25 protein-coding genes are annotated in these 25,082 nt (G+C 67.6%); 7 read left to right on the top strand and 18 right to left on the bottom strand.

The genetic code is table 11. The features are described from left to right. The first annotated feature begins 311 nt into the window (after positions 1 to 311). On the top strand, positions 312 to 482 hold the full coding sequence (locus GBA63_RS20510; RefSeq protein WP_166179178.1) for a helix-turn-helix domain-containing protein: 171 nt from the start codon (positions 312 to 314) through the stop codon (positions 480 to 482). A 116-nt stretch (positions 483 to 598) separates the two neighbouring features. Here GBA63_RS20510 and GBA63_RS20505 read toward each other — a convergent pair whose 3' ends face one another. The 14 genes from GBA63_RS20505 to GBA63_RS20440 all read right to left on the bottom strand — a co-directional run bounded on the left by GBA63_RS20505 (position 599) and on the right by GBA63_RS20440 (position 11,801). Next, the gene (locus GBA63_RS20505) at positions 599 to 814 is read right to left on the bottom strand and encodes a hypothetical protein (RefSeq protein ID WP_166179176.1); all 216 of its coding nucleotides are present in this window, start codon (positions 812 to 814) and stop codon (positions 599 to 601) included. Positions 815 to 828: 14 nt separating this feature from the next. Continuing rightward, on the bottom strand, positions 829 to 1,554 hold the full coding sequence (locus tag GBA63_RS20500; RefSeq protein WP_166179175.1) for a DUF4386 family protein: 726 nt from the start codon (positions 1,552 to 1,554) through the stop codon (positions 829 to 831). Continuing rightward, complete coding sequence (locus GBA63_RS20495; protein ID WP_166179173.1) at positions 1,551 to 2,066, bottom strand: nitroreductase/quinone reductase family protein; 516 nt, start codon at positions 2,064 to 2,066, stop codon at positions 1,551 to 1,553. Before GBA63_RS20495 ends, GBA63_RS20500 begins: the two co-directional genes overlap by 4 nt. A 15-nt stretch (positions 2,067 to 2,081) precedes the next feature. Continuing rightward, positions 2,082 to 2,855 (bottom strand): DUF4386 family protein, encoded by a 774-nt coding sequence (locus tag GBA63_RS20490; RefSeq protein ID WP_166179171.1) that lies wholly within the window; start codon positions 2,853 to 2,855, stop codon positions 2,082 to 2,084. Further along, a complete protein-coding gene (locus tag GBA63_RS20485) occupies positions 2,852 to 3,772 on the bottom strand; it encodes a hypothetical protein (protein WP_166179169.1) in 921 nt (306 codons plus the stop codon). Before GBA63_RS20485 ends, GBA63_RS20490 begins: the two co-directional genes overlap by 4 nt. After that, a complete protein-coding gene (locus GBA63_RS23450) occupies positions 3,769 to 4,686 on the bottom strand; it encodes a hypothetical protein (protein ID WP_207956958.1) in 918 nt (305 codons plus the stop codon). Before GBA63_RS23450 ends, GBA63_RS20485 begins: the two co-directional genes overlap by 4 nt. 3 nt (positions 4,687 to 4,689) lie before the next feature. Further along, on the bottom strand, positions 4,690 to 5,388 hold the full coding sequence (locus tag GBA63_RS20475; RefSeq protein WP_166179167.1) for a hypothetical protein: 699 nt from the start codon (positions 5,386 to 5,388) through the stop codon (positions 4,690 to 4,692). Further along, positions 5,385 to 6,086, bottom strand: coding sequence for a DUF998 domain-containing protein (locus GBA63_RS20470; RefSeq protein WP_166179165.1), 702 nt, complete (start codon positions 6,084 to 6,086; stop codon positions 5,385 to 5,387). The genes GBA63_RS20475 and GBA63_RS20470 overlap by 4 nt, the downstream gene beginning before the upstream one ends. 254 nt (positions 6,087 to 6,340) lie before the next feature. Continuing rightward, entirely contained in the window at positions 6,341 to 6,856 is a 516-nt protein-coding gene (locus GBA63_RS20465; protein WP_166179163.1) for a hypothetical protein, read from the bottom strand. A gap of 121 nt (positions 6,857 to 6,977) precedes the next feature. Then, the gene (locus GBA63_RS20460; RefSeq protein ID WP_228282199.1) at positions 6,978 to 8,459 is read right to left on the bottom strand and encodes a multicopper oxidase family protein; all 1,482 of its coding nucleotides are present in this window, start codon (positions 8,457 to 8,459) and stop codon (positions 6,978 to 6,980) included. A gap of 16 nt (positions 8,460 to 8,475) precedes the next feature. Further along, complete coding sequence (locus tag GBA63_RS23445) at positions 8,476 to 8,868, bottom strand: SHOCT domain-containing protein (RefSeq protein WP_207956957.1); 393 nt, start codon at positions 8,866 to 8,868, stop codon at positions 8,476 to 8,478. Between the two features lie 115 nt (positions 8,869 to 8,983). Continuing rightward, a complete protein-coding gene (locus GBA63_RS20450; RefSeq protein WP_166179161.1) occupies positions 8,984 to 10,015 on the bottom strand; it encodes a hypothetical protein in 1,032 nt (343 codons plus the stop codon). Next, complete coding sequence (locus tag GBA63_RS20445; RefSeq protein ID WP_166179159.1) at positions 10,012 to 11,181, bottom strand: M20 family metallopeptidase; 1,170 nt, start codon at positions 11,179 to 11,181, stop codon at positions 10,012 to 10,014. The genes GBA63_RS20450 and GBA63_RS20445 overlap by 4 nt, the downstream gene beginning before the upstream one ends. An 11-nt stretch (positions 11,182 to 11,192) precedes the next feature. Then, a complete protein-coding gene (locus tag GBA63_RS20440) occupies positions 11,193 to 11,801 on the bottom strand; it encodes a flavin reductase family protein (protein WP_166179157.1) in 609 nt (202 codons plus the stop codon). A gap of 383 nt (positions 11,802 to 12,184) precedes the next feature. Between GBA63_RS20440 and GBA63_RS20435 the strand changes: the two genes are divergently transcribed. Further along, positions 12,185 to 13,165: an ATP-dependent 6-phosphofructokinase gene (locus GBA63_RS20435; protein ID WP_207956956.1), complete on the top strand. Its 981-nt coding sequence runs from the start codon at positions 12,185 to 12,187 to the stop codon at positions 13,163 to 13,165. Positions 13,166 to 13,257: 92 nt separating this feature from the next. On the opposite strand, the gene GBA63_RS20430 is transcribed toward GBA63_RS20435, so the two are convergent. Together GBA63_RS20430 and GBA63_RS20425 are read right to left on the bottom strand one after the other, a co-directional pair. Beyond that, complete coding sequence (locus GBA63_RS20430) at positions 13,258 to 13,971, bottom strand: hypothetical protein (RefSeq protein ID WP_166179153.1); 714 nt, start codon at positions 13,969 to 13,971, stop codon at positions 13,258 to 13,260. Between the two features lie 130 nt (positions 13,972 to 14,101). Then, complete coding sequence (locus tag GBA63_RS20425) at positions 14,102 to 14,542, bottom strand: DUF4870 domain-containing protein (RefSeq protein ID WP_166179151.1); 441 nt, start codon at positions 14,540 to 14,542, stop codon at positions 14,102 to 14,104. A gap of 265 nt (positions 14,543 to 14,807) precedes the next feature. Between GBA63_RS20425 and GBA63_RS20420 the strand changes: the two genes are divergently transcribed. The 3 genes from GBA63_RS20420 (at position 14,808) to GBA63_RS20410 (ending at position 18,257) form a co-directional block, all read left to right on the top strand. Further along, positions 14,808 to 15,725 (top strand): universal stress protein, encoded by a 918-nt coding sequence (locus tag GBA63_RS20420; RefSeq protein WP_166179149.1) that lies wholly within the window; start codon positions 14,808 to 14,810, stop codon positions 15,723 to 15,725. Further along, positions 15,725 to 17,164: an HAD-IB family hydrolase gene (locus GBA63_RS23440; RefSeq protein WP_207956955.1), complete on the top strand. Its 1,440-nt coding sequence runs from the start codon at positions 15,725 to 15,727 to the stop codon at positions 17,162 to 17,164. The genes GBA63_RS20420 and GBA63_RS23440 overlap by 1 nt, the downstream gene beginning before the upstream one ends. A gap of 79 nt (positions 17,165 to 17,243) precedes the next feature. Further along, entirely contained in the window at positions 17,244 to 18,257 is a 1,014-nt protein-coding gene (locus tag GBA63_RS20410; protein WP_166179147.1) for a choline kinase family protein, read from the top strand. A 174-nt stretch (positions 18,258 to 18,431) separates the two neighbouring features. On the opposite strand, the gene GBA63_RS20405 is transcribed toward GBA63_RS20410, so the two are convergent. Beyond that, on the bottom strand, positions 18,432 to 21,191 hold the full coding sequence (locus GBA63_RS20405) for a PEP/pyruvate-binding domain-containing protein (protein WP_166179145.1): 2,760 nt from the start codon (positions 21,189 to 21,191) through the stop codon (positions 18,432 to 18,434). A 679-nt stretch (positions 21,192 to 21,870) separates the two neighbouring features. On the opposite strand from GBA63_RS20405, the gene GBA63_RS20400 reads away from it, so the two are divergent. After that, on the top strand, positions 21,871 to 22,722 hold the full coding sequence (locus GBA63_RS20400; protein ID WP_166179143.1) for a hypothetical protein: 852 nt from the start codon (positions 21,871 to 21,873) through the stop codon (positions 22,720 to 22,722). Positions 22,723 to 22,745: 23 nt separating this feature from the next. Here GBA63_RS20400 and GBA63_RS20395 read toward each other — a convergent pair whose 3' ends face one another. Continuing rightward, entirely contained in the window at positions 22,746 to 23,852 is a 1,107-nt protein-coding gene (locus GBA63_RS20395) for a lycopene cyclase family protein (RefSeq protein ID WP_166179141.1), read from the bottom strand. A 109-nt stretch (positions 23,853 to 23,961) separates the two neighbouring features. Between GBA63_RS20395 and GBA63_RS20390 the strand changes: the two genes are divergently transcribed. After that, positions 23,962 to 24,939 (top strand): hypothetical protein, encoded by a 978-nt coding sequence (locus GBA63_RS20390; RefSeq protein WP_166179139.1) that lies wholly within the window; start codon positions 23,962 to 23,964, stop codon positions 24,937 to 24,939. Positions 24,940 to 25,082: the final 143 nt, after the last annotated feature.

The raw sequence follows: 25,082 nt of genomic DNA, 5'->3' as shown, positions 1-25,082 counted from the left end.
CACGGCAGATGATGTTATGAAATATGAAGGTCGTTGCCGTTTACCCGTTTACTACCACTACGCCAGGTCGCGCTTGCTACGCCGTGGCACGACCCAACACAAAAAGACGGGTCCCCGGATTGAATCGCGTGCTCCTCATAGAGGACCACTCGGCCCTCAGAGAGGCGTTGGCCCTTATATCGGAACTAAAGCGGATTGCAGTCAGCCCGCTCCGGCTTCGCCTACGCTTTCAGCTATCAGCTTTCAGAAAGAGCAAAAAGCTGACCGCTGACCGCCGAAGGCTGATAGCCTTGCGAAGAGGCCCAACCTCCTTGCAAACCGCTTTAGAACCGAACATCATCGTCATCGGGCAGGCCGGAACCTTCGCGGAGGCGCGCGGGCCGCCCGGCGATGCCGACCTGGCGATAGTGGGCCTCCAGCTCCCCGAGGGCAACGGTATTGGCCTGATCTCGGAGCCGGTCGAGGGGCTGCCGGCGTGTTGAGCAAGTGCGTCAGCGTACTCGAGATAACGGATGCGGCGAGGCGTCTGTGCGCCGGTGAGTAGATCCACTCTCCGGCGAGATCTTCGAGTTGCTCGGGCCCGGCATCACGGTCTGGCTCAGCCGTGGTGGTCGGAGCCTCCCCGGCTCCGTCCGCCCAACCTGCCAAGAAGGGGAGAGCCGGCGCCGAGCAGGAACCCCAGGTCGTACCAGTTGCCGCTCCTGGCGGAGTTGTAGAACGGGAACTGGTCCCAGCCTCCGAAGACGTGGACTATAAAGACGATCCAGGCCGTAAGGCCGTTCCAGAATCCCCACAACAGATCTGCCCACCACACGATGCCTCCTCCTTCTAGGTCGGTACCTCTAGACTCCTCGTTTCGAAGGTTCCCCGCCCGAGCTGGAGGAGCCTCCGGGCGATCAGGACGTTCCACACCGCGAGAGGGATGACCGAGAGGGTGAGGAGGAACACCCCTATCCCCCCGGGCACGTAGAGGCCCCAGTTGAGTATCGCCGCCGCGATCCCTGCGTAGGCGGTGACCCTGCCGAAGACTTCGCCCCGCAGCATGACGATCGGGACTATCAGGAAGTAGACGCTGAAGAGGTTGATGCCGACGTGGAAAGCGGTGCCGTGGAAGGTGGCCAGCATCGTCTCCCCCGCCGCCAGCAGCGCGGCCCTCCGGGCGTCGGTCGTCGCGTCCGCGTACTGGTTGCTCAAGTAAAGCATCTCCAGGGCCGGACGCGCCATGACGAAGGACACGGCCTGCAGGAGGCCGAGGGCCAGGGCGATAGCCATGAACGACTCGCTGAGCCGTCTGAGGATCACGTAGAGGGCGAGGGCAGTCGAGATTCCGACTACCGCGTTGACGACGAACAGGACCTCGAACGCCAGGAGCCCACCGAGCCTGTTGCTTCCAAATAGATCGAACCAGCCGGGTACCGTGTTGGGCTGGCCCCAAACGACGAAGACGACCAGTTGAACCGGTATGATCGCCACCCCGAATAGCGCGGCCAAACCACCGACCTCGTAGAGCCAACGCCGGCTGAGATCTGCGCTTCCGTGGTCGGACGGCTTCATGGCCTGGTTCCTTCGATTCGCCCGAGGGTAACGAGCCGCACGAGCGGTATGTCGCGTCTGGCGGCCTCTCGGTAGCGGGTGTAGCTGGGCGCGCGGCGCAGGATGCGCGGCCAGAAGGCAGCCGCCTCCTCGTCCGGTAAATCTTCGGCGCGGACCCGCAGGGTGCGGTCCATGATCTCGACCCGGGCCGTGGGGTCGGCTTTCAGGTTGTGGTACCAATCCGGGTGGGATGACCTGCCGCTGTTGGTGGCCACGACTACCATGTTGTTCTCGCCGTCCGGGAAGGACTGGAGGAGGACGGTATGTTCCCGTCCGGACTTCCGGCCGCGCGTCGTGAGGAGCAGGACGTCCCGATCTCGGGGGGTAAACCGGCCACCCGTCAGCCGGTACAGGACCGTGCCCAGGCTCCTGAGCCTCCTGTTTCCTTCGCGCTCCAGCAGGAGCAGAGCCCTGTCTTTGCGGGAGAGGTTCGTGGACGGGGCTTTCGTATCGGACGTCTGGTGTCTAGCCACGGCGAGTTCCTCCTTTCAGGACGTCCCGGACAGCCGGAACAGACGCAGGGCCACGAGGACGTTCCACGCCACTACCAGGAGTCCCGCGGGAACTGCGATCAGCATCGCCGCGCCCAGCGCCCCCGGAACGAGCGTCGTCCAGACCGTGAAGACGAGCAGGAGCGCGAAGCCCGCGATCCCCATGTAGGCGGTTGCCCTGCCGAACACTCCGCCCCGCAGCATGACTAAGGACATCACAATCTGTCCGAGCGAGGGCAGGACGAAGCCGACGAGGCTGCCCGGCGTGAAGTCCGCGCCCCGGGCCAGGACCGCCTCTCCCGCGGCTGCCAGTGCTGCCCTCTGGGCATCGGTAGTGGCGGCCGCGTGTTCCTCGCTCAGCACGAACATCGGAACGGCCGCGTTGTTGGATATGTAGATCGCGCCGCCGAATAGGAACAGCACCAGGGCGAGCGTCGCGTACGCCCCTTCTACCCGCCGGTGGACCGCGTAGAGGGCGAGGAACAGGGGGATGCCAAGGATGATGTTCAGCACGTTCAGGAGGCCGAGTTCCCGGAACCCGTGGTACGCGTCGTCCCGGAACAGCTCGAACCATTCGACGGCGGACCGGGCGCCCGGCTCCACCTCTCCTCCCGGCAGCAATATTCCGGCAAGAATGTCCAGCAGAACGAGCAGAACGCCGATCATGGCCGCCGCACCACCGATCTTGTATAGACCCCCCCAGCCCGAACCCGCGGCCCTACTCGCGTGCGGGCGGCCCACGAACTCGACTCTAGCGTCGGGTGCTTTCATGGCGTCAGCTCCTCCCTTTCCGCCCCGGTTGCGGCGACGTTCCGCGTCCCGGTGGCCCTTGCGCCGCGGACGAAGAAAGCGAGCGCCGCGAAGCAGACGGCCCCGAAGACGAGGAGCACGACGGCGGTCGAGACTTCGAGCGGGGAGCCGGTCAGGACGGATGCGAGTCCCATGCCCGCTGCGAGGCCCACGGGGGTGAGGCCGTACTGGAGGAGCAGGCCCGCGCCGGCCACGTACCCCAGCGGCTTGCGCAGCCACAGGAGCGCCCCGCCGGCGAGGACCGCCGGGACCTCGATGGCGAGGTCGGAGATCCAGACCGGGCGCGCCGCAGGGTCTACCGGCGCGTCGTTGGCAAGCGCGGTGACGAGGGCCCCGCCCGCGTCCTGCCCGAGCGTCAGGAGCCCGAGCACGACGAGGATGCCGCCGACGAGCCGCGCCGGGGCGGCACCGCCGAGCCTCCGCCGGGTGCCCTCACCGTCGATGCTCGACACGACGGCGACGGTCGCGTACGCGCTCAGGGTGACGAGGGGCACGTACAGCAGGAACAGCGCGCTGAACGGCGCGCCTACGAGGTAGAGCAGGCCCCAGTAGAGCGCGTAGAAGAGCGCGCCGGGCCATAACAGAAGGCCCACGAGAGAGCCGCGCCGGGCCAGCCACATCGAGCCGAGCAGGACCGGTAGGCCAACGGCGAGGTCGAAGATGTCCTGGCCCAGCAAGCCGGGCAAGAGAAGCCCTGCCTCGGCCTCGGTAACGCCGAGGGCGAGCTTCGGGTCGGCGCCGTAGAGCCCGGCGATCCCCATCACGACGCCGGCGGGGGAGGCGACGGCCATCAGGGCCGCGACGGCGAGCGAGAGGCGGTAGGCGAGCGTGAGGTCCCGCTCGACGGGGAGGTCGGTGGGTTGGGGGGCGGTCTTCATGAGACCTCGCGCCTTCGGACGTTCGCGGTTATGGAACTCTTGCCTCGACGGGGTGCTGTCGGACGCCGGTGGTGCCAGAGCAGGGCTAGTATTCCGGCGATGAGCGGCGGGGTGAAGATCCAGGGTATCCTCTCAGCAAGCCAGCGGGGAAGGAAGATGTCCGTGACCTGCCCGCTCTCGGCCCCGAGGCTCTCGGCCAGCCCCGTGAGCGGGCAGCGGAAGCGGTTCGCCGCGAACACGAGGCTCTCGCCCACCGCGAGGGCGAGCGAGAACCTCGTCCACCGGGACCCGCGGTTGGTGACGCCGGCGTAGAAAAACTGCAGGATGCTGGCCGCGACGCTGAGGAAGATCGCCGAGTGGACCAGCTTCACGGCGAAGATCGCCGCACCGCGCCAGGCGGCAGTCTTGGATGCGGGAAGCCCGCCAGACCCGTGAAACGTTTCGTTCGGCACGCCCGCGTTCCTTGGTGCGACCCGGAAGACGGGGAACCGGCCGGACACCCGCCCGAACTCGGCGAGCGGCGCATCCTTATCTATTGGAATGTGGGGTCGCGCTCCCGGAGCTTGCCGCAGGTAAGACTTCAGCACGGGCGCCCGGAGATCCGGCGCCACCTCTTCCAGGCGGACCTCCTCGCGACTACCGTGACGGAGGGTTGCGTTGCCCCCGTTTGCCTCCAGGTTCCGAACCCAGTTCGCTCCCTCACCAAGCATGGACACGAGATAGCGTTCGCCCGCGACGACGACCATGACGAGCGGCAAGGGGACGATCCGGCCAGACCTCCGGCCGGGCACCTCCAGGGTCACCAGGTAGTTCGGGGCGACCCCGCGCGCGTAGACCGCCGCCCCCCACCGGTTGAGGGCGCGCGCAACCCGATTGGGCCGTCCACCACGATACAACCATCTATTCAAACCCATCGCTCACCGCCTTTCCGGGGCTGGATCATCCCGCCGCCCGATGTCCCGCGCGAACCCGGCGAGGATCGTCAACAGAAGCAATCCAAGGGCGGAGAACGTGAGGACCGGAACGAGAAGGTCCGGGTTTGGCGCGCCGACGGTGCGGTCGAGGATGATGGTGCCGGGCATCACCAGCAGCCATGCGGTAAAGCTGGCGGCGAACGACCACGGCCACAAGTTTGTCAGGAGACGTCGCGAGTTTGCGGAAAGGTGCGAGCGCCACCAGGTTAGTGGTGCGTTGATCCTGGTAGCGGCCGCTCCCAGCACGAGACCGAGTATCGGTGGTCCGAAGCCCGCGCCAACCAGAAGCATGACGACGGACAGCGATACCAGGATCAGGCCGCCGTGCTCGCGTTGAACGAACATGGTGGCCCACACGAGGAAGACCAGGGAGACGAGGGTGGCGAGGATTCCGGTCGCGAGGAGGTTCGGAACCACGGTCATCGCCGGCTCCCCGGCCAGGATGCGGAATGCTTCGGATCTCGGCCACGACTCGATCACGATCCCGACGGGCGCGACGTTGCCCTGGAGTATCTCGCCTATACCGTGCTCGATACCCGCCAGCCCCGCGAGGACGCCGAACGTCGAGACCCCTATCCTCGTCGCGCTCCTCGTGCCGGGAAAGCTCCCCACCGATGCCCCCCTGGCGCCCGCCGCGTTCACCCCGGCCGCCTCTTCCGCCGTGGCTGGTCCGGGCCTGCCATCAGGTAGCCGCCGAACGCCACGAGCCAGAGCACGATCGGGTAGGCCACCCACCGCTCCGCCCCTCCCGGACCAAGCAGGGCCGTCAGCCCGCCCGACCCCCCGAGCACGGTCATGGAGACCAGGATCGAGATGGGGATCGCCCCCAGAACCACGGAGATGTACCTGAGCGGCGGCGCCTCGACCTTGTAGGCCAGGACGGCGACCAGGCCTCCCACGAAGAAGGTGAGCAGCGCGAAGATGTCGTGTACGCCTCCGGTTGGGGCGGGGAAGATGCCGACGCCCAGGACGCCGATCCCCCAGACCGTCAGGGGTATCGTGACCCCGAGCCTACCGAACGCCCGCTGGACGAAGTACGCGGCGGCCATGATCATGAGCCCGCCCGAGATCATCGCCGCATTGAAGATGGCCGCGGAGGGCTGGACGATTACGCTGTCGGGTGGGTCCGTGCCGGCAAGGTGGCTGATGTCGCTCGCCGAGGCGCTGTAGTCCGCCGCGGCCGGCATGAAGGCCTCGGCCGTGATGATCCCCATAAAGACGACCATCCCCGCGACGGCCAAAAGCGTCCCGGCCAGCTTTTTGTGGGGCGTGCGGAACCGCGCTTGCGAGGCGGGTCCACGCCCGCGCTTCCGAACCGCTTCCCGAACCTTCTCGGCCATCACGCATCTCCTTCGCCGGCCTCCGCTTCATGTTCTGTAACCGAGGTTAGCGCCGCCGGGAAGACGCAGCGTGAGCAAGGCTGCCCAAGCTTGTAGCCGATATTGACCTTCTTCGAGGAACCGGGTTGGAGTGCCGGTGGTCGTCCAAGGCGCGGCCTGGTCGCGTTGGTTTCCACGGGCCGTCTGGCGGCCGTCGGTGGCGCACGACGCAGATCGTCAGCGTCGAGATCTGGTGCGCCGCCGGCCAAGGACCGTCACCGTTCTCCCCTCCGGCCGGCCACCGTCGCCGATGCGTGGGACCGGGCCGGACGGACCGCGTCGCCGATCATCTCGGGGAGGCCCCGGATATATTCCCTCCTGAGCAGCACGGCCAGCGCCAGCGCCAGCACGGGGTTGGCGAGCGTCCACACCCCGAGCGGCGTTATCCCTACGAGAAACGCGACGCCGCCGACGAGCCCCCACTTCACGTACCTGCTTCTGCTCAGGATCATCAGCGCGATGGTTGTCTCGAAAGCCGCGGCAAGGAGCCCGAACAACGGCGGCGCAAGCGCGACCACGTTCTCGAAGAACCACCCGTAGGGCGGAACGAGGGGCGCCTCCGCCCCGAGCGCCACGAACAGTTCGGGGGCCGTCAGGACCAGCACCACGTTCACCCCGAGTGCCATGATCAGGAAGAAGACCCCGACGAGGACGCGCCCCGCGCCGGGCCTGACGAGACAGATACCGAGGACGAACAGGTAGAACACCAACGAAGGTACCAACTGCTCCATGCCCGTCACCCCTCTTCCGTCGCCGGCGGCTTCTGTGCGTGGATTGTGTTTCTTATGGATTGCCGTGCCATGAGCAGGAGTGCCCATTCGTCCGGACAGGATTGACCATCCGGGCCGTGGTTCAGGTTTCGTAGGAGATCACGCGCGCCATGCCGCTCTCCATGTGGTACGCGTTGTGGCAGTGGAAGAACCATTCGCCGGGGTTGTCCGCGTGGAAGTCGAGGGCCAACCCGCCCATGTGCGGCTGGACGAGGGCCGTGTCCTTGAACGGGCCGCGGCCCGTGCCGTTGAGCAACTGGAAAGAATGGCCGTGCAGGTGCATCGGGTGGCGCATCATGCTCTGGTTCTGGAGTTCGATCCTAACCCATTCGCCCTCGCGCACTTCCAGGGGTTCCGCCCCCGGATAAACCTGGCCGTCTATCCTCCACTCGTAGGCGCCCATGCCGCCGGAGAGCGTGAGCCGGTGGACGCGGTCCGGCCCGGTGAAGGGTCCCCCGTCGCCCGGGAACGAGTCGAGCCCCTTTGCCCGGAGGTCCGCGTACGTGAGGAGCCTGCCGGCGAGGTTCGGCGGCCGGTGGTCCGGCGGTGGGGACGACTGTCCAACCTCTTCGTACCGGAGCAGGGCCCGCGCGAGGCCCGGCTTCTCCTCGGGGGCCGCCGCGACCTGCCAGACGCCGGGGTCGTTTGCTTCGAGGAGCACGTCGTAGCGCTCGCCCATGCCGATCGTCAGCGCGTCAACCTCGACGGGCTCGACCGGCAGGCCGTCCGAGTGGGTGACCGTCAGCGGGTGGCCGTCGACGGCGAAGCGAAAGATCGTCTCGGCCGCGGGGTTCATCAGCCTGAGCCTGACCCTCTCCCCCCGCCTGACCGGGAGACTTTTCGGGTCTTCGGGTGGGCGGCCGTTTACGAGGTAGAGCGGGTACTCTATCCGGCCCCCGCCCATCATGCCGCCCATGCCCCCGGCCATCATGCCGCCCCCGGCGTTCCTCAAGTCTTCGAGCGCCCTTTCGGGATCCCTGCCCGAGACGCCGTCGAGCCAGTCGTCGAGTATGAGGGTGTACTCGCGGTCGTAGGAGAGGTCCTCGCTTTTGGGCTCGACGATGAGGGGCCCGTAGAGTCCCCGGTCGAGCTGAAGCCCGACGTGGGAGTGGTACATGTGTGTCCCCGACATCGGCACGACGAACTCGTAGACGAAGTCCTCGCCGGGCCGGATCGGGGCCTGCGACAGGCCCGGTACCCCGTCCATATCGTCCGGAACCGGCAGGCCGTGCCAGTGGATGGTCGTCTCCTCCGGGAGCCGGTTCTCTACCCTCACGCGAAGGGTGTCGCCCTCCCTGACCCGTACCTCGGGCCCTGGCACGTCCCCGTTGTAGCCCCAGGTCGAGAACGACTGCCCCGCCACGTCGAAGTCGAGCGGCGCGGCCCCGAAAGTGTACTTCTCTACGTGCCCGGTCTTGCCTGGGCGGGGGATTCCTGGCAGCGGGTCGCTCTCCCCACCGGGTAGGAGGCCGCAGCCGCCAACGGCGAGCGCCCCGAGGCCGGCCAGCCCGAGAAACTCCCTTCGGGTCGGCCTTCGGGGCCCGCGATCTCCGGCGGTCCTCACCCTGTTCGCGTCCCGCTCACCGATTATGGCTACCGGCCCTGGGAGACTCTTCCCCTCGGAGGGTCTCCAGGCCGCGCCCGTACTCGTCGCGGTCTATCTCGCCGCGGGCGAAGCGTTCGCGCAGGATATCCTCGGCCGAATCGTGATGATGGTCCCGGGTGCGGTTCGCCGGGAAGATACTGATCACCGCCCACGCGATGAGCGCCAGCAGCCCCGCCCAGAACAGGATCGGCAGCAGCATCCACCAGGAGCCGAACCCGCCGCCCATCATGCCGCCCGGACCATCCCCGAAACCCTGCATCATCGGCATCGCGCCGAACGTGGAGCCACCGGGGAAGAGGGCGAACAGCACCAGCAGCGCGAGCACGCCGCCAAAGAAACCAAGCGCCACCTTTACGACGTCGTTCACGATCTAACCTCCTCGCTTCTCTTCCCCTCCAATCTATCGGTGCAAGTCCCGGCTGCCCTGATCGGATCTGACTACCTTCTTGAGCAGGATTGACGAACGTGACGGCGACGCTCCTTCACGCCCGGGCCGCCGCCTTGAGACCCAGCGTTCGTTCCAGGGTCGTCTTCAGCCTCGGGAGCGAGTCCCGGTCCAGGACGTTGACGGCCTTTACGCCCGAGAGCTTCTCTATAAGCTCGGTGCCGGCCCGGGTGCTCGTGGCGAGGCCCGTGACGAGGTCGGGGTTGTGCCCGAAGGCCGCCGTCACCCCGGTCACGGCGTAAGGGTCGGAGGCGGCGAGCACGGTGCAGCGCACGTTGGGACCGATCTCCTCGATGGCGGCGGTGCCGTTGTACGGTTCGAGGGGCGAGGCCCCGATCTCCGCCACGAGCACGTCCGCCTCTACTGAGGCCATGCGCGAGAGGAGGTTGCGCAACGTCTTCCGGTATTCCCGCTCGGGGACCACCGTCGAGGGCAACCCCGCGTCGACGAAGTCGAAGATGTGGTCGGCGCCCGCGTCCTGCATGGCGAGGATGTCCCGGTAGCGGCCGGCCCCCGTCAGCTTGGCCCCGATCACCTCCAGCCCTTCCCCCTTGAGCAGCCTTATTACGGCCCTGGCCGTGGTGGTCTTGCCCGCCGACATGGACGTGCCGATGAGGAGCACCACCGGCAGCTCGAAGGCGCGCCCGGGCGCTGGCGTCACGTAGTCCCCCATCGCCACCTTCTCTTCCCCGACCAGGACGTGCCCCTTGTACGCCAGCGAGAGGAGCGACGGAAGCATGGCGGATCTTGAGGTCGATTTTCCGAAGATGCCCGCGCCGGTCAACGCCTCCATCCGCCCGTCGTTCCCGACGTTCTGCCAGCCGCCGACCGCCTCCAGGGTGGCGTAGCGCACGCCTAGGGCCCCTACGACGAGGTCTCCCTCGGCGACCTCGACCATGCGGCCCGTCGAGAGCTCGATCCGGGACAGACTGCTCGCGGGCAGACCAACCTCCCCGACGACGTAGTCTCCCGTGCCCCAGGCCCTGCGGGGTAGCCGCTCCACCGAAAACGAGACTTCCGGAAGGTCGGAGATCCTGGTGAGCGAGGCAAAGAAGTACCTGGGGTTCATCGGCGTTCTCCTCTCCCGAGTGGCGGTTCCATCACGAGCAGCGCGAGCAGGGCGCACCTCTCGACCATCCTGTCCGCGTACACGAACTCGTGGCTGGCGTGGGCGCCGTCGCCGACCGCGCCGAGCCCGTCGAGGGTGGCGGTGAAGAGGCTCGCGGTGTTCCCGTCCGAGGCGCCGCCGGCCAGTCCCTCTTCGAGCTTCAGGCCGAGGTCTTCGCCCAGCCGGCGGGCGGCCTCCCAGAGCCTCCTGTTGCGGGGAGTGGGTTCCATGGGCGGCCGGCCGACGCCCCCTTCGACCACTACCTTCGCGCCCGGCGTCACGGGCGCGAGGTTCAGTATGGCCTCCTCCACGCGGCGGGCATCCGCGCGGGTCGGCACCCGGACGTCGACCACGGCCCGGCTCTGTGGGGCGACGACGTTCGGGCCGAGGCCGCCGTCTATGGTGCCCACGTTCACGGTCACGCCCCGGGCCGGATCGTTGAGGGCGAAGAGGGCCTGGATCATGTACGAAAGCTCCAGAATGGCGCTCGCTCCCCGCCCCGGGTCGAGCCCCGCGTGGGCCGCCTGCCCCCTGACCACCACCGAAAACCGGCCGACGCCCTTGCGGGCCGTCTTGAGCCTGCCCGAGATGCCCAGCGAGGGCTCCATGACGAAAGCCCGCTCCGCCACGCGCGAAAGGCGCCTGATGTGGCGCGTCGAGTCCCGGCTTCCGACCTCCTCGTCCGAGTTGACGAAGACGACCGGGGCGACGGAGGGTTCCAGCCCCAGCGCCCGCAAAGCGCGCAGCGCGAAGACCATCTGCGTAAGCCCCCCCTTCATGTCGTAGACGCCGGGCCCCCTGACAACCCCGTCACCGGCCACGATTGGCATCCCCCTTGCCGTTCCTACGGGCCAGACCGTGTCGCAGTGGCCCAGCAGCAGTTGCACGGGACCGCCGGGCCTCCGACCGCTGGGCCTCGCGTAGAGGTGCCAGCCGCCCCGGCGGCCAGGTACTCTTCGGACCCGGTAGCCCGCTTCCGCGAGAGGGCCGGATAGGAGAGCAAGCACCTCCCCTTGCCGCCCCGGCTCGGAGGATGGGGATTCGGCCAGGGCGAGACGTTCCAGAAAACGGACCATCGCCCGCCGGTGCTCGCAAAGGTAATCCGACAGGTCGCGGGCCATCCCCATAACGCCGGCCCCTACCGCATGAACCCGGCCGGAAACGGGAAGGAGAAGCTCTCCGTTACGGTTGCGTAGCGTCCGGGGCTCAGGTAAGCGAGGAGGGGGGAGGCGTGGATCAGGTCCCCGTCGTCCCTCTCCGAGACCCTGAGGTAGTCCTGATGGATGTGGGCCGCCAGGATCCGGCCGCAGATCAGGCTATTCTCACCGAAGTCGTCGACCACCCGGTCGAGCGCGCACTCCAGGTACAGGTAGGCATCTTCGACGAAGAGGCCGTCCACCTCGCCCGCCGGGAAGGTGCCCAGGGCGCCGAGCGCCGGTTTGGAGCCGTCGTCCTCGCGGGGCGCCGCCGCGAGGCTTGCGAGGACCACCTGCGTCGGGCGTGGATAGCTGATGGTAAAGACCCCCTCGCGGCGGACGTTGTGGTAGGTGTTGTGGCGCGGGGTGCACACGAAGCCGAAGAAACTCCCCCAACCCAGCGGGAACGCCGCGTGCTTGGGGGCAAGGTCGTACCCGCCGTCCCCCTCCCGCGTACCCACCAGAACCAGCGGGTTTACCGTGAAGAACCTGTCCCACGGCGGGGCGTCCTGCGGGAGGGTTACGAGGTCCTCGCGAACGTGGCTCTTCATTTGCGCCTCCTCTATACGCGCTCCGGCTGCCGCCGGCCAACCATCTCGCCCTCCTGTCGCCGGACGTCTTCGGGCACAACCTACCTCCGCCGACGGCCGGCGGCATGGACAAGACTTGCCTGTTCGGTGGCACGTATTGGCCAATTCGGATCGGGCTAGGCGGCAGCCGGGCCGTATGTCGGGTTTTCGCCGGCAGATCGCGCGCGGCGTTGGTCAATCCTGACCAGGCAAATGGCCCGCCCTGGTCAGGGCGGAGTCTCCCCGGTGGGTTAGCCTGGGACCGCAATGCGGGCGATCTGGGAGGCTGTCGTGTTTCCTGCCGGCACGTTGTTCGCGGCGGCGCGACCCCGCGAGGCCGGGTCGCGCGCCGCCCCGGACCGTACGTGAGGGTCGCGGTCCTCACCAGCGGGGGCGACGCGCCGGGGATGAACGGCGCGATCCGGGCGGCGACCCGCACGGCTTTCGTCCGCGACTGGGAGGTGCTTGGCGTCCCGGACGGCTACCGGGGGCTCCTCGAAGGCCGCTTCCGGCGCCTCACGGACCGGACGATGGGCGGCATCCTGCACCGGGGCGGCACGATCCTCGGCACGGCCAGGGAGCCACAGCTGCTGACGGAAGAGGGCCAGAGACAGGGGCTCGCGGCCCTGAAACGGGCCGGGGTTGAGGGCCTCGTCGTCATCGGCGGCGGGGGCAGCCTCAAGGGGGCGCTCGCGCTCGCGAAACTCGGGGTGCCGACCGTCGGGGTCCCGGCCACCATCGACAACGACGTCCCGTTTACGGACATGTCGATCGGCGTCGACACGGCGCTCAACACTGCGCTCGAGGCCATAGACCGCATCAAGGACACGGCCAGCTCCCACCGCCGGGCCCACGTGGTCGAGGTGATGGGTCGTAATTGCGGCTACCTGGCCCTCGCCTGCGCCCTGGCAGCGGGCGCGGAGGCGGTCCTGCTCCCCGAGCACGAACCTCACCCCGAGGACCTGCTGGGGGCGCTCGCCTCGTCCTACGAGCGGGGCAAACCGCACTTCATAGTCGTGGCCGCGGAGGGGTCCGGGCTCCCCGCGCGGAAGTTCCACGAGTACGTCAACGCCGCGGAAGACACGTTCGAGTCGCGCCTGACGATTCTCGGCCACGTCCAGAGGGGTGGGTCGCCCACCGCCTACGACCGTCTACTCGGCAGCCGCCTCGGTGCCGCCGCCCTGCGGGCGCTGGCCGAGGGCGAGCCCGGGATCATGGTCGGGGTTTCGGGGCGTCGTCTGGAGCGCTTCCCCCTCGAAGACGTCGCCGCCGGCAAGAAACACCTCGACGAGGACACGTACGACCTCGCCCTCACCCTGGCGGGCATGCACCGCCGGAGAGGGTGAGGCCCGGAACCGGCGAAGAATCCAGGACGGGCTCGCGGGAACTAGCGTTCTGTGACCTGGCCGCCAGGGTTTCGGCACGGGCCACGTCTCCGCTAGCCGGCGGACAAAGACACGGGAGGACCGAGCGGCCGGGCGAGACGCAACAGCCAGACGAGCGCGAGGCCGTGGATCGCCCCTACCACCGCCCCGATGGCGGCGAGTGTGGCGATGGCGAGTAGGACGATCGTCGCCCCCGGGCTGCCCGAAAACAGGAAGTCCGCGGCGACGAAGGCCATCACCATCCCGGGCGCCCAGGCGAGGGCGTTCGCGGGTATCCAGAGCGCGGCCCGGGGGACGTGGCGCCGCAACACGAGCCACTGGGGCGTGCCGAGTATCGTGCCGGCGAGGAGTCCCATCGCGGCGGCCAGGCCGTACACCGCGGCGGCGGACGGCTCGGCGGCGCCTCCGGCGCCCGCTTCCGTGTCCGCGCCCAGGAGGGTTACCGGCAGCATGCCCGCGGTCCAGGCGATGAAAGCTCCCACGGCGGTCGCGAGCGCCCAGGACCGCCACCTGATGTCCGGAAGCGGGCGGCGGAGAACGAACCACTGTGCCGTCCCGACCACCGCGCCCTCTATGAGGGTGCCGGCCAGTATCGCCGCCGCGGCCGTCGTCAGGGCCGCGAGAACGCCCGGCGCCTGCAGGTACGGGAAAAGAACGACGCCAATGCCCAAGGCCGAGCCAAGCCCCACGGTCTCGGCCAGGGAGTTGGCGATCACCCACCTCGCCCACACACCCGTCGCCCCGCCCCGCTTCGTCTGAACGGCCATGCTCGCCTCCTCGGGTGAGATCCGTCACTACGGTGAGGTCCAAGGGCTGGTCGGTTATCGGCGCGGCTCCTGAAGGGCGCGTTCACCGCGCTCCCCGCTCGGGAGACGCAGCACCGGCTACCTATCTCCCTTAGCGCGGCCCGGCGATATCCGCGGCGAACGGATAGCGGTAGTCTTCGCCCTGGTTCACCTTGTAGGTCGCGTAGCCGGCGTGTACGAACGGCAAGATGGAGACTATGGCCATCACCGGGACGAGCAGGAAGCCGACGATGACGATCATCAGCAGGCCCGTCACGGTCCAGCCGACGGCCAGGATCACGAGCCACCCGATCTGGTACCACATCGACTGCAGCGCGTGAAACGCCACCTTCTCCGAGCGGTCCTTGTAGACGAGCCAGATGACGAGGGCCGCCACCGGGCCAAGGAACCCCGTGACGAGGTTTACGAACATGCTCAGGTGGGCGAGCATCGACCAGGTCCTCTCGTCCTGCGCGCTCATCGCCCGTAGGCCTCCACCGCCCGTGGATCCGTGGTTCTGCCTGTCGGCCTGCACGACTACCCCTTTCCGCATCTCTGTACCGCTACTACTCTGACGCTCCGCGGCCCCCGTTGCATGACAAGATTTGCCGTTCTTGCTGGTCAAGGTTGACTAGTGCCGGAACTCGTCGCCCGCGAGGTCGTTTTTGGACAATAGTGACCAGCGTCTTGGGCCAACCTGACCAGTCGGGGCGCGCGACCGTCGACTAACCTTTCGTAAAGCATCGGAAGGCGGTTCGCGCCCGGGGGCAAGTCGTCGGGCGCGGGGCTCCGACAAACCCTAGCCGGAAGGGGGACGGATGAGCGTGCTACCGGGCAAGATCCTCCTGGCCACCGACGGCTCGCCGGATGCCGAACTCGCGACCACGGCCGCCGTCGACCTATCGACCAGAAGCGGGGCCGGGTTGCACGTCGTACACGTCGGCAGGAGCCTGTCCGACCACGACCGGCCGGAGAGCATACCGAAGGACTATTCCTTCCTGTTCGCCCGGGAGGCCGAGGAGTTGTTGGGTTGGCAGACGAAGAGCATCGAGGATGCCGGAGGTGTCGTCGCCCGGGCCCATCTCAGGTTCGGGCGGCCGTCGGAGGAGATACTGGACCTCGCCAAAGACCTCGAGGCGGGCATGATCCTCGTCGGCAGCCGGGGGCGGGGGCCGGTGGAGCGCCTCGTCATGGGCAGCGTCTCGGAGGACCTCGTCTACAAGTCTTTCTGTCCGGTCCTCATCCTGCGCGGGGATGGGAAACCCTGGCCGCCGGCCAGCGTCGTTACGGGTGACGACTCCTCCCGGGAGTCCACCGAGGCCGGAAAGCTCGCCGCGGGCATCGGCGGTCTGTTCGGCGCCCGGGGCTTCCTGGTCCACGCCTATCCCTCGCTCCCGGAGGTCTCGGAAGAGGAGACTCCGGACGCCCGCGTGGTCGAGGATGCGCTGCGAAGGGCGGAAGAGACCCTGCGGGAGAGGGCCGCGGCGTTGAAGGGACCCCTGGGACGCGCGCCGGAGGTCAAGGTCGGTGTGGGCGACGCCGCCGCGCTCATCCTGGGCGTGGCCCGGGAGACGGAACCGGCCCTCGTGGCGGTCGGAAGCCGCGGGTTCGGGGGCGCCGAGACCATAAAACGCGGTTACGCCAGGTTGGGCAGCGTCTCCACGAAGGTGGTCAGGGCGTCGCGCTGCCCGGTTCTGGTCTGTCCGGCACGGGAGAGATCCGGGGAGGCGCGTTGATGACATGCAAGCCGGTCGCCCTCTGGGCCGTGCCCCGGTCCGTCTCGACCGCGCTGGAGCGGGTCTTCGTCGAGCGGGGGGATTTCGAGGTCTTCCACGAGCCTTTCTCCGTCTCCTACTACTACTCGCCCTCGCGCCGCAGCGACCGCTTCGCCGGCACGGAGCCCAAGGAGGAGTACGAGCCCAACGAGGTGTTGGCGCGGCTGCTCGGGCGCCGGGGTAAGCCCGTGTTTTTAAAGGACATGGCCTCCCACGTGGCCGGCTTCATGAGCAGGAAGTTCGTCTCGGAGTTCACCAACACGTTCATCATCCGGGAGCCCGCGCCGGTTATCGCCTCGATCTACGGCTTCTGGCCCGATTTCACTTTCGAGGAGGCCGGCTACGAACAGCAACACAGGCTGTTCGGCCTGGCCGTGGAGAACGGGGAAGATCCGGCCGTCGTGGACGCCTCCGACCTCACGGCGAACCCCGAGGGCACGATACGGGCCTACTGCGAGAAGCTTGGCGTGCCGTTCATGCCGGAGGCTCTCTCCTGGGAGCCTGGCACGGTCCCTGGGTGGGAGATGTGGTCCGAGTGGCACCGCGAGGCGCAGGAGAGCACCGGTATCAAGGACCAGCCGCTCGAAGACGACACGGAGGTGCCGGCCGGTCTGGAGGACGTCTACGAGCGTTGCCTGCCGTACTACGAGGAGCTCTACGAGAGGAGCTCCGTCCGACCGGCCAGGCTCGTGCCGACCCGGAGTTGGTATAGTGTCGTGGTTGTGGCGCTCGTTCTTTACGATCTGGACAACACCCTGCTGGCCGGCGACAGCGAGCACGCCTGGTGCGAGTTCCTCGTCGACGCGGGCGTCCTCGACGGGGAAGACGCCCGCGCCGAGAACGAACGCCTCTACGGCGAGTACGAGGCCGGGACCCTGGACATCCACGAGTCGTTGAAGTTTCAGCTAGAGCCCCTCATCAAGCACCCGCCCGAGGCCCTCCGCCGGTGGCGTAAAGAGTTCATGTCCTCGCGCATCGAGCCAATGATCACGGACGCGGCTGTGGATCTGGTAGAGGGACACCGCGACGCGGGGGGAGACCTGGCGATCGTCACCGCGAGCAACAGCTTCGTAAGCGAACCCATCGCCGACCGTTTCGGCATCCCCTCGCTCTTGTCCGTCGAACTAGAGCACCACCAGCATCGCTATACCGGACGTGTCCTCGGAACCCCCACTTTTCGGGAGGGCAAGGTGAAGCGGCTCGTCGAGTGGATGCGGAAGACCGGTCGAAACCTCGCGGGCAGCCATTTTTACACTGATTCCCACAACGACCTGCCGTTGCTGGAACTGGTGGACAACCCTGTCGCCGTGAACCCAGATCCCGTCTTGGGCGCCCACGCCGAGGCCCGGGAATGGCCGGTTCTCCGCCTGGACGGCGGGGCGTCCGGGCGTCCGGCCTGACACGAGGGGCCGGGAGCTCCGAGACGACTGGTCGCCCGCCGTAGTTCCGGTCGGCAGGGACTTATCACGGAGGAAACAAATGGATGTCGAGAGTCGGGAGGGGGCTTTCAGGGAGGCGCGCCCGGTGACCGCGGCGCCGGCGGGGGAGACGCTGGCGAAGATCCAGGCCGCGCTGGGGTGTGTGCCTGTGTTCGCCGGCACCCGGTGGGAGGACGTCGAGGTCGAGCCACTCGACTCCTTCACGAACCTGAGCTACAAGCTGACAGCGCACGGCAGCGCTTACGTGCTGCGGGTCGCCGGGAAGGGGACATCATCCTACATAGACCGGGGCGCCGAGGAGCACAACGCCAGGATCGCGACGGAGGCCGGGCTCAACGCGGAGGTTCTCTTCTTCGACCCGGACGACGGCACCATGCTCTCCCGGTTTATCGAGGGTCCGCACATGGACAGGATAGGGCTCCACGACGACCCGGAGGCTATCGCCCGCGCCGCGCTGACGCTAAGGCGGGTCCACGGTATCGGTAAGGCTTTCAAGTCCCGCTTCGGCCCTTACGCCCCGATCGACTACTACTTCGAACTCCTTCGCGGCCTGAATTCCCCGCTGCCGGACGTCTTCCACGAGGTAAAGCACGGGGCGGAGGCGGTACGTCAGGTGCTCAAGGCTGCCTCCGTACCAGCCGCCCCGTGTCACAACGACACGTGCCCCGAGAACTTCGTGGAGGTCGGCGGAAGCGTCTACCTCATCGACTGGGAGTACTCGGGGATGAACGACCCCATGTGCGACCTCGGCAACCTCTCCGTGGAGACGGGCTTCGACCCCGAACAGGACCGGGTGATGATGGAAGCCTACTGCGGTGGCGCCGTGCCGCCGGGACTCTACGACCGCGTGGTTCTGCACAAGGCGATCAGCGATTACTTCTGGGGCCTCTGGGGCCTCGTTCAGCACGCGAACGGCAGCCCGGCCACCGACTATTGGGCCTACGCCACCGACCGGTTTGAACACTGCAAGGCCGTGATGGGCAACGATGAATTCCGCACCCGCCTCGACGCCGTGAGGGCTCCCAACGAAACGGCGAAGAAGCCCCGTGCGTAAGCGGCGTCCCGGTGCTGCCTCTACGGCGGTTTGCGTAAGGACTGGATTCGATGTTGGTGAGGTTTCGAGGCATCGAGGTTTCGAGGGGCGGGCCACGAAACCCGGGGCAAGCCCCCACCCCTCAGAACCTAAAAGCCTGAGTCCTGGATTGGCTCGGTCCTTCCACAAACCGCTCTAGCTCCGTTTTCGGGCCCTCCACCACACGATGGCCGCGACCCCGATAGCGAGGATGGAGAGCGGGATCCTCCAGGGCGTCAAGGCGCCACGCGTCCTGGCCGCGATCTCCGGCGAAGGCCGTCCGGCTTCATCCTCGTCCGTCCCGTCCAGGAGCGTGACCGTGCCGGCGTCGCCGTCGACCCTGACGCTCTGGCCGCTTGAGATGCGTTTCGTCGCCGCCCCGGTACCGAGGACGGCGGGGATGCCGTACTCGCGCGCCACGATAGAGCCGTGGCTCAAAGGGCCGCCGATGTCTGTGACCACGGCCGAGGCCACGGCGAAGAGCGGCGTCCAGGCCGGGGTCGTAATACCAGCAACCAGCACCTCGCCCGGCTCTATCTCTCCGAAGTCGTCCGGGCCTTCGAGGAGACGGGCGCGGGCCGTGACCGTTCCCGGGCTCGCGCCCACGCCCTCGATAACATTCCCGTCCTGTTCCCCCGAGCGGGCGGGCATCCAGCGCTCCATATCGAGGCCCATGAACCGCCTCCCTTCGGGGAGCAAGTTCGGGGGCGTGACGAGCTTCTGCGCCCGCCACCGCGCCCTCCGTCCGCGAACGACTTCGGATCGGTCTTCGAGCCTTCTTTGGCCCTCGTCCAGGGCCACGGCCAGGCCTCTCAACTCGTCTCCGTCCAGCCAGAAAACGTCATCCGGCTTCTCGATGGCGCTGGCCGCGACCAGCCGGCGGCCGAGTTCGAGGAGCATCTCGCGCATCAGGGGCCAGGCCAGCCCGACGTCCGCCAGGGCGTCTTCGCGCAGCGGGGCGTACTTCTGCGTCCAGGAGAGGAGCCCGCGGAAAACCCGCAGGCGGACGCCCCCCAGGCGGGAGATCGCCTCCCCGGTGTGGCGTTCTCTCTGGCGAACGGCGTCGCGCTGGCGTTCGTGGGGGTTCCTTCCCTCACCCCGCAGGTAGTACTTGAGCGTATCGAAGGTGGGCCCGGGATCGTCGGCCGGGACCGGCTTGGCGAAGTCGAGGTCGTAGACCATGCGCCCGTAACGGTCGAGGTGCCGTCCGAAGCGCGAGCGCCATTCGCGCCACGCGGCATCGTCCACCCCGGAAGGCGGAAGGACCATCTCCGTCAGGCCGGGCGCGCTCTCAGATGGCGTATCCATCAGCGCGGCGGCGAGGGCGGGACGGTTGCGGCACCATTCGGCGAGGTCGTAGAGGGACTTGTCGGCCCGGATCGGCGCGCTGTCGAAGCCGAGCAGGAAGGCCTGCGAGGGGGGATCCCCGCCGCGTTTGATCAGCCGGTCGTAGAACCAGGCGAAGAGTGCCTCGCCCACGTAAGCCGCCGGGAGGACCATCTGCACGGACGTGTAGTACTCGGCCCCGCTGTAGAGTAACTCTTCCACCCCAGAGAGAAGCCTTGTCGCCGGTAATTCCTCAGGCGACTTCGCCGCCCGCTCTTCGACCGCCCCTGCGTAGCGCGGACGGTACTCCTTGCGCCAGAGCCTCTCGCCGGACTGGCGAAAGACCATCTCTCGCATCGCCCCCGGGATCACGCGCGTCATCCGCCACGCCACCCGGGGTGTGATCCGCATGTAATAGTAGGCGTAGCCGTTGATCGTGACGAACTCGATACCCTTCTCTGCGAAGACATTCTCTCCTAGTAGCTCGTCGAAGACTCGCTGGAGTGTTTGCGCAACCGGGTCGGCCGCGAGGGAGGCGAACAGCGGCGAGAGCGGGTCGGGCAAGAGCTCGACGATGCTGTTGCGTGAGTAGAAGCCTTTCGGATCTGGGACGGTCCAGTCGCTCGGCGGCTCCATTCTCTCCGCTGGCAGGGCGGTGATGGGGCGCGCCTGTAGCACAAAGAACCTCCCGCCCGAGAGTGCCCACTCGATATCTTGCGGGGTCCCGTACAGATTCTCGATCCGCGTCCCGTAGCGCGCAAGCTCCGCCGCCTCCCCATCTCCGATCACCGGCTCCAGGCGCCGGGCATCCGGCACGGGCTTCTCCGCTGTTCCGTCATCCGTGTAGACGGTCATAACCTGTTTGTCCGCCGTCTCGCGGGAGACGACGCGCCCGCTTGAACCGTCGACGACGAGCGTGTCCGGGGTGACCTTGCCCCCGACCACGGCCTCGCCGAGCCCCCAGGTCGCGCTGATAACGATCCGGTCGCGCCTGCCGGTTACGGGATCGGCGGTGAACAGTATCCCGGCGGCGTCGGCATCGACCATCCGTTGCACCACCACCGCCAGGCTGACGGAGGAGGGGTCTATTCTCTGTTTCTGCCTGTAGGCCATCGCCCGCGCCGTCCAGAGGCTGGCCCAGCAACCCCTGACCGCGTCCATTAACGGTTTCGGGCCGCGGACGTTCAGGTAGGTCTCCTGCTGGCCGGCGAAGCTCGCCCCGGGCAGGTCCTCGGCGGTCGCCGAAGAACGGACGGCGACGGGTGCCTGACCGTCTTCGCCCAGCCTCTCGTATGCGTCACGGATCTCGGCCTCCACGCCCTCCGGAATCCCGGCCCGGTCAAAAAGCGCGTGGATCCTCTCCGCCGCCGTCTCGAACGCCGCCGGACTATCCGCCCGCGACGCGAGGACCAGGGTTTCGTCACCCAGCCCTCCCGCATCGGCGAAGGCGTCGTAGGCCCGGGTGGTGATAACGAAGCCGGGCGGCACGGGAAGTCCGGCGCGGCCGAGCTCGCCCAGGTTGGCGCCCTTGCCGCCGGCGAGCGCGATGTCTTCCTTGTGTATCCTGTCCAACCGGAGTGTGTACGTCACGTCCCGCGCCCCTCGGCGTCGGTCGGGGAACCTGATGCCGGCTGCCCCGAGGAAGGCCGGCCAGAGATCTCCGCTCTCGTCGGGGCGCCGGGGGACCGGAGCAGGGGCAGGCCTCCCGCGACGGACAACCCGGCACCCCAGAAAGCTCGCGATCTAGACAACGCCATCGCAGCACCTCCTTGGCACCTACCTTTGACACCGACCTTTACCCCTACCCCAAGTCTGGACCAGGGAGGCCATCGTGCCATGGGCAAAAAGTGTCGTTTATCTGGTCACGATTGAGCACCCCAGGGTCAGCAGGCTACTCGGCGTGACCCCACACGTCCCATGAGCGACCGGAGGCCGTCGCTTCGTGCGGGAGTTTTGGGTATCGGCGTCCAGGCCAGGGGTGGGGGCCTGTAGAACTCTATGGACAATACTGCTCATGAAGATGGTTTATTCGCGCCTAGGCACAAAACCTTCCTTGTTCTAGGGTCAATTTCAGGCTGACAGCCCGGTGAAAGGAGAATCGAATGCTCTTGCGGATCACTTTCGAAGCACTGCTTTTCCTGCATGGCCTGATCCACGCGCTCGGCTTCGTCACCTACCGGAAGGAAGTTCGTCGCGGATGACGAAGATCTCCGAAAAACTCGGGCAACTCGAACACCGACGCCCCGCGAGACTACGAGGGAGGCTACTAATGGCCGTGCTTGAATCCGGGCCCCGGGGAGGCGGGAGGGGCGGAAGCGCCTCCCACTCCAGGGCGTGGTTGTGGCTGACCGTACCCATCACCGTCCTCGTGGTGGCAGCGGCCGGGGGCGAATTGCTCTTCGACGTTTTTCGAGGCGATTCGCCTTACCTGATCGCCCAGGCCGTAGGCCAGGACCTCGTTACGTTGTTGGTAGCGCTCCCCGCCCTGGTGGTGGGGGCGGCACTGGCATACCGCGGTTCGGACCGGGCCAGGCTGGTCTGGCTGGGCGTCCTCGTCTACCTGGTCTACACGTACGTGATCTACGCGTTCCACATACGGTTCAACCCCCTTTTCCTGGTCTACGTGGCGCTCCTCGGGTTCTCGCTGTACGCCCTGATCGGGGGTCTCGCAACGACCGACTTCGAGGGGATTAAAGCGCGCTACGCGCGAGAAAGGCCCGCGAAGGCGGCCGGCACGTTCCTCCTGGCGGTCTCCGTCCTCTTCTACTTCGTGTGGCTGGGTGAAGTGATACCCGCCCTCTTCTCCGGCAACGTCCCCCAGAGCATCGCGGACAACGGCACTCCTACCAACGGCGTCCACGTGCTGGACATGGCCTGGATCCTCCCCTCCCTCGCCATAACGGGCGTCTGGCTGCGGCGAAAGCGGGCCGTGGCTTACGCGCTGGCGGGCGCACTCCTTACTTTCCTACCGCTGCTCGCCCTGGCCATCGTGGTCATGGTGTTCGCGATGGCCCTCTACGGGCAGGCCGCCTCCGTGGCACCGGCGGCCATCTTCGGGCTGCTCGCCGTGGCGAGTTCGTGGATGCTCGTCCGGTACATGAGGGGTATGAAAGCAGGGTGAAAGCCTCGATCCTTTTTTCGCCACTACTTTCTAGTCGCGCGTCGTAGCACGACGGGAAGGGCGGAGAAGAAGATCGAAGCCAGTTGCCGCGCCGGGAGCCTCTCGTCTATGAAACCCAGAGATCCGGCAAGCGAAACGTCCCGCATTACGTTGCCGAGCAACTCCAGCGGCAGGCGGGGATCCTTCTGGACGAGCTGGAGGAACCCGGTGTCCAGAAACCTCCACCGCCTGGAACCCTGCCGGCTCGGCGGCAGCGGGAGACCTTTACGCCACAGACGGGCCAACTCCTCGCTCTCTCTGGCGATGCGGACCACGCCGTAGCCGGCGCTTGGTTTGACCAGGCCACGCTTCGTACCCAGAAGGACGTGCCGGGGACCCACGGTCCGCGGGGGCGGGAAACCAAGGGGTATGGTCCCGCTCTCCTCGTGGGTCGCGACGAAGCTAGCCCCTGGATAACGGGTTTTGAGATACCGTAGCAGCGGTGCCGCGTCCGTCTTTTCCGCGACCGGTCCGAAGGTGGCGGACTCGAGCAGGGCCTCACCGGGGCCAAGCGGCAGCAGGTACGCGAAGGACCGGTCGTCCAGCGGGTCGAACAGCGTGACCGTCTCGGCATCGAACGCCGGGCGGTCCGAAGCAACACGCATACCCGTTCCGCTCAGGACCGCCCGGGGCCCGTGCGGCGCCGGAAAAACCGGCTCGACCCCGCAGGCGCTGTCGAAGACCCAGCGGGCGCGCAGGGTGCCGGCGTCGGTCGAGACCTCATACGTATCGTCATCGCGGGCCCCGATCGAACGGGCCGAGGTGCGGAGCCAGTCCACGGGCACGGACTCAAGCCGTGTTGCCAGGTCGGCGAAGACGTCCCCTGAGCGTACGAGCCTCATCGTGTACGGGGCGATGGACTGTGGCGGCATATCCCCGACCCTGGCCCGCCGCCACGAGTTGATGGCGAAGCGGTCGTACGGGGTCGGTCCGTCGCTCCAGTAGCTCCAGTGGACGCTTGGGTCGGTAGGTAGGGGGGAGGGATCCACTACCGCCACCCGCCCGGATAGCCCCCCTCGTAGCTCTTTCAAGAGCAACGCGGCGGCCAGGCCACCACCGACAAAGACGACGTCGTAATCTCGAACGGGCATTGGCGACCATTCTTAGCAGCATCACGCCCAGAAAGGAAGACCCACCAGGGAGGCATGATCCGCGCTCCTTTGGTGGCGGGGTTGGTCTTATCCGCGTATGATCTCCGGCGTGGGAGACGGAACCGGTTATCGGAGAGACGCGCGGGGCCTGAAGGCTTTCTCGCTGTTGTTCGTGGTGCTCGTGGCGGCCTCGCTGCTGCTGGTCCACACCTCCTCCTACGATCCCCCGGTCTCCTTCGTCCCGCTCTACCTCGTCGCCTCGGTAGGCGTGGTCGTCGCTGCCGTGGTAGTGCCGCTCTTGCCGGCGAAGCAGTTCACCGGCGGGTTCTGCGGCGGTGCGTACGCGCTCTACGCGGCCGTCGTCGCCATGATGGTCTTCTTCACGGGCGGGGTATCCAGCGACCTCTACGTGATGCTCTTTCCGCTGATGTTCGCCTCCGCGCTGCACGGGTCCTGGAGGATCGTGCTGGCGGTACTCGCCGCCACCTTGTTCTGCTACGGGCTTGCGGTCCTGCCCGGGCTTCTGGAGTCGGGGACGGGCGAGGAGGTGGCGGCTACCGTCTTCTATAGGCTCGGCTCGCTGGCGCTCACGGGGCTGTTTCTGGCCTACGCTTCGCGGGGCGTCGCCGGGTCGGGGGCGGGGGACCAGGGACTCCCCGAAGACGGGGGCTCCGTCCTGGTCCAGCAGGTCGACGAGGAGATCTCGGCCCACGGCGGGGCGCCCGTGGCCGTGATCCTGATAGACCCAGGCGACGTCAGGGACCTCGACCTGCTGCTCGACCGGGTCGAGGCGCGCGTCGGCGAGCCCGTCCCGCTCGACGAGGGCAACCTCTTCGGGATGGTCGTGGGCGGCGTGGACGACGGGGGCGCCGAAAGCGCGGCCCGCCGGACCCTGGCGGCGGCAAGCTCCCTGGGCGCCGGGGAGACCCGGGCGGGCGCGGCCATCTACCCCCGCGACGCCCGCTCCGCCCAGGACCTTCTGATGGCCGCCGGAAAAGCCCTCGAAGCCTCCTTCGAGGTCGAAGGCCCGAGCGCCATAGTGTTGGCCGGCCGGAACTCACCCCAAGGCTACAGAGCGGCCCGATAAGAGCACGCTACGCCCTTCGGGCTCCGCTCTCAGCCCGGCGCTCCGCGCCTTGTCAGCACGCTTCGACCCGCTCCGGCTTCGCCTCCGCGGCCCTCGCTTTCAGCACGCCGCCTGACGACGGCTTTCAGCAAGCTGTCTGAGGG

Source organism: Rubrobacter tropicus, from assembly GCF_011492945.1.
Classification (GTDB): Bacteria; Actinomycetota; Rubrobacteria; order Rubrobacterales; family Rubrobacteraceae; genus Rubrobacter_D; species Rubrobacter_D tropicus.
This window is presented reverse-complemented; position numbering and strand designations above follow the sequence as displayed.

Bases quoted from the DNA above. Each gene is read 5' to 3' on its own strand.
- GBA63_RS20395 (WP_166179141.1), bottom strand. From the start codon at position 23,852: ATGCCCGTTCGAGATTACGACGTCGTCTTTGTCGGTGGTGGCCTGGCC.
- GBA63_RS20470 (WP_166179165.1), bottom strand. From the start codon at position 6,086: ATGGCCGAGAAGGTTCGGGAAGCGGTTCGGAAGCGCGGGCGTGGACCC.
- GBA63_RS23440 (WP_207956955.1), top strand. From the start codon at position 15,725: ATGACATGCAAGCCGGTCGCCCTCTGGGCCGTGCCCCGGTCCGTCTCG.
- GBA63_RS20400 (WP_166179143.1), top strand. From the start codon at position 21,871: ATGGCCGTGCTTGAATCCGGGCCCCGGGGAGGCGGGAGGGGCGGAAGC.
- GBA63_RS20485 (WP_166179169.1), bottom strand. From the start codon at position 3,772: ATGAAGACCGCCCCCCAACCCACCGACCTCCCCGTCGAGCGGGACCTC.
- GBA63_RS20440 (WP_166179157.1), bottom strand. From the start codon at position 11,801: ATGAAGAGCCACGTTCGCGAGGACCTCGTAACCCTCCCGCAGGACGCC.
- GBA63_RS20425 (WP_166179151.1), bottom strand. From the start codon at position 14,542: ATGCGGAAAGGGGTAGTCGTGCAGGCCGACAGGCAGAACCACGGATCC.
- GBA63_RS20465 (WP_166179163.1), bottom strand. From the start codon at position 6,856: ATGGAGCAGTTGGTACCTTCGTTGGTGTTCTACCTGTTCGTCCTCGGT.
- GBA63_RS20490 (WP_166179171.1), bottom strand. From the start codon at position 2,855: ATGAAAGCACCCGACGCTAGAGTCGAGTTCGTGGGCCGCCCGCACGCG.
- GBA63_RS20450 (WP_166179161.1), bottom strand. From the start codon at position 10,015: ATGAACCCCAGGTACTTCTTTGCCTCGCTCACCAGGATCTCCGACCTT.
- GBA63_RS20410 (WP_166179147.1), top strand. From the start codon at position 17,244: ATGGATGTCGAGAGTCGGGAGGGGGCTTTCAGGGAGGCGCGCCCGGTG.
- GBA63_RS20430 (WP_166179153.1), bottom strand. From the start codon at position 13,971: ATGGCCGTTCAGACGAAGCGGGGCGGGGCGACGGGTGTGTGGGCGAGG.
- GBA63_RS20445 (WP_166179159.1), bottom strand. From the start codon at position 11,181: ATGGGGATGGCCCGCGACCTGTCGGATTACCTTTGCGAGCACCGGCGG.
- GBA63_RS20420 (WP_166179149.1), top strand. From the start codon at position 14,808: ATGAGCGTGCTACCGGGCAAGATCCTCCTGGCCACCGACGGCTCGCCG.
- GBA63_RS20500 (WP_166179175.1), bottom strand. From the start codon at position 1,554: ATGAAGCCGTCCGACCACGGAAGCGCAGATCTCAGCCGGCGTTGGCTC.
- GBA63_RS23450 (WP_207956958.1), bottom strand. From the start codon at position 4,686: ATGGGTTTGAATAGATGGTTGTATCGTGGTGGACGGCCCAATCGGGTT.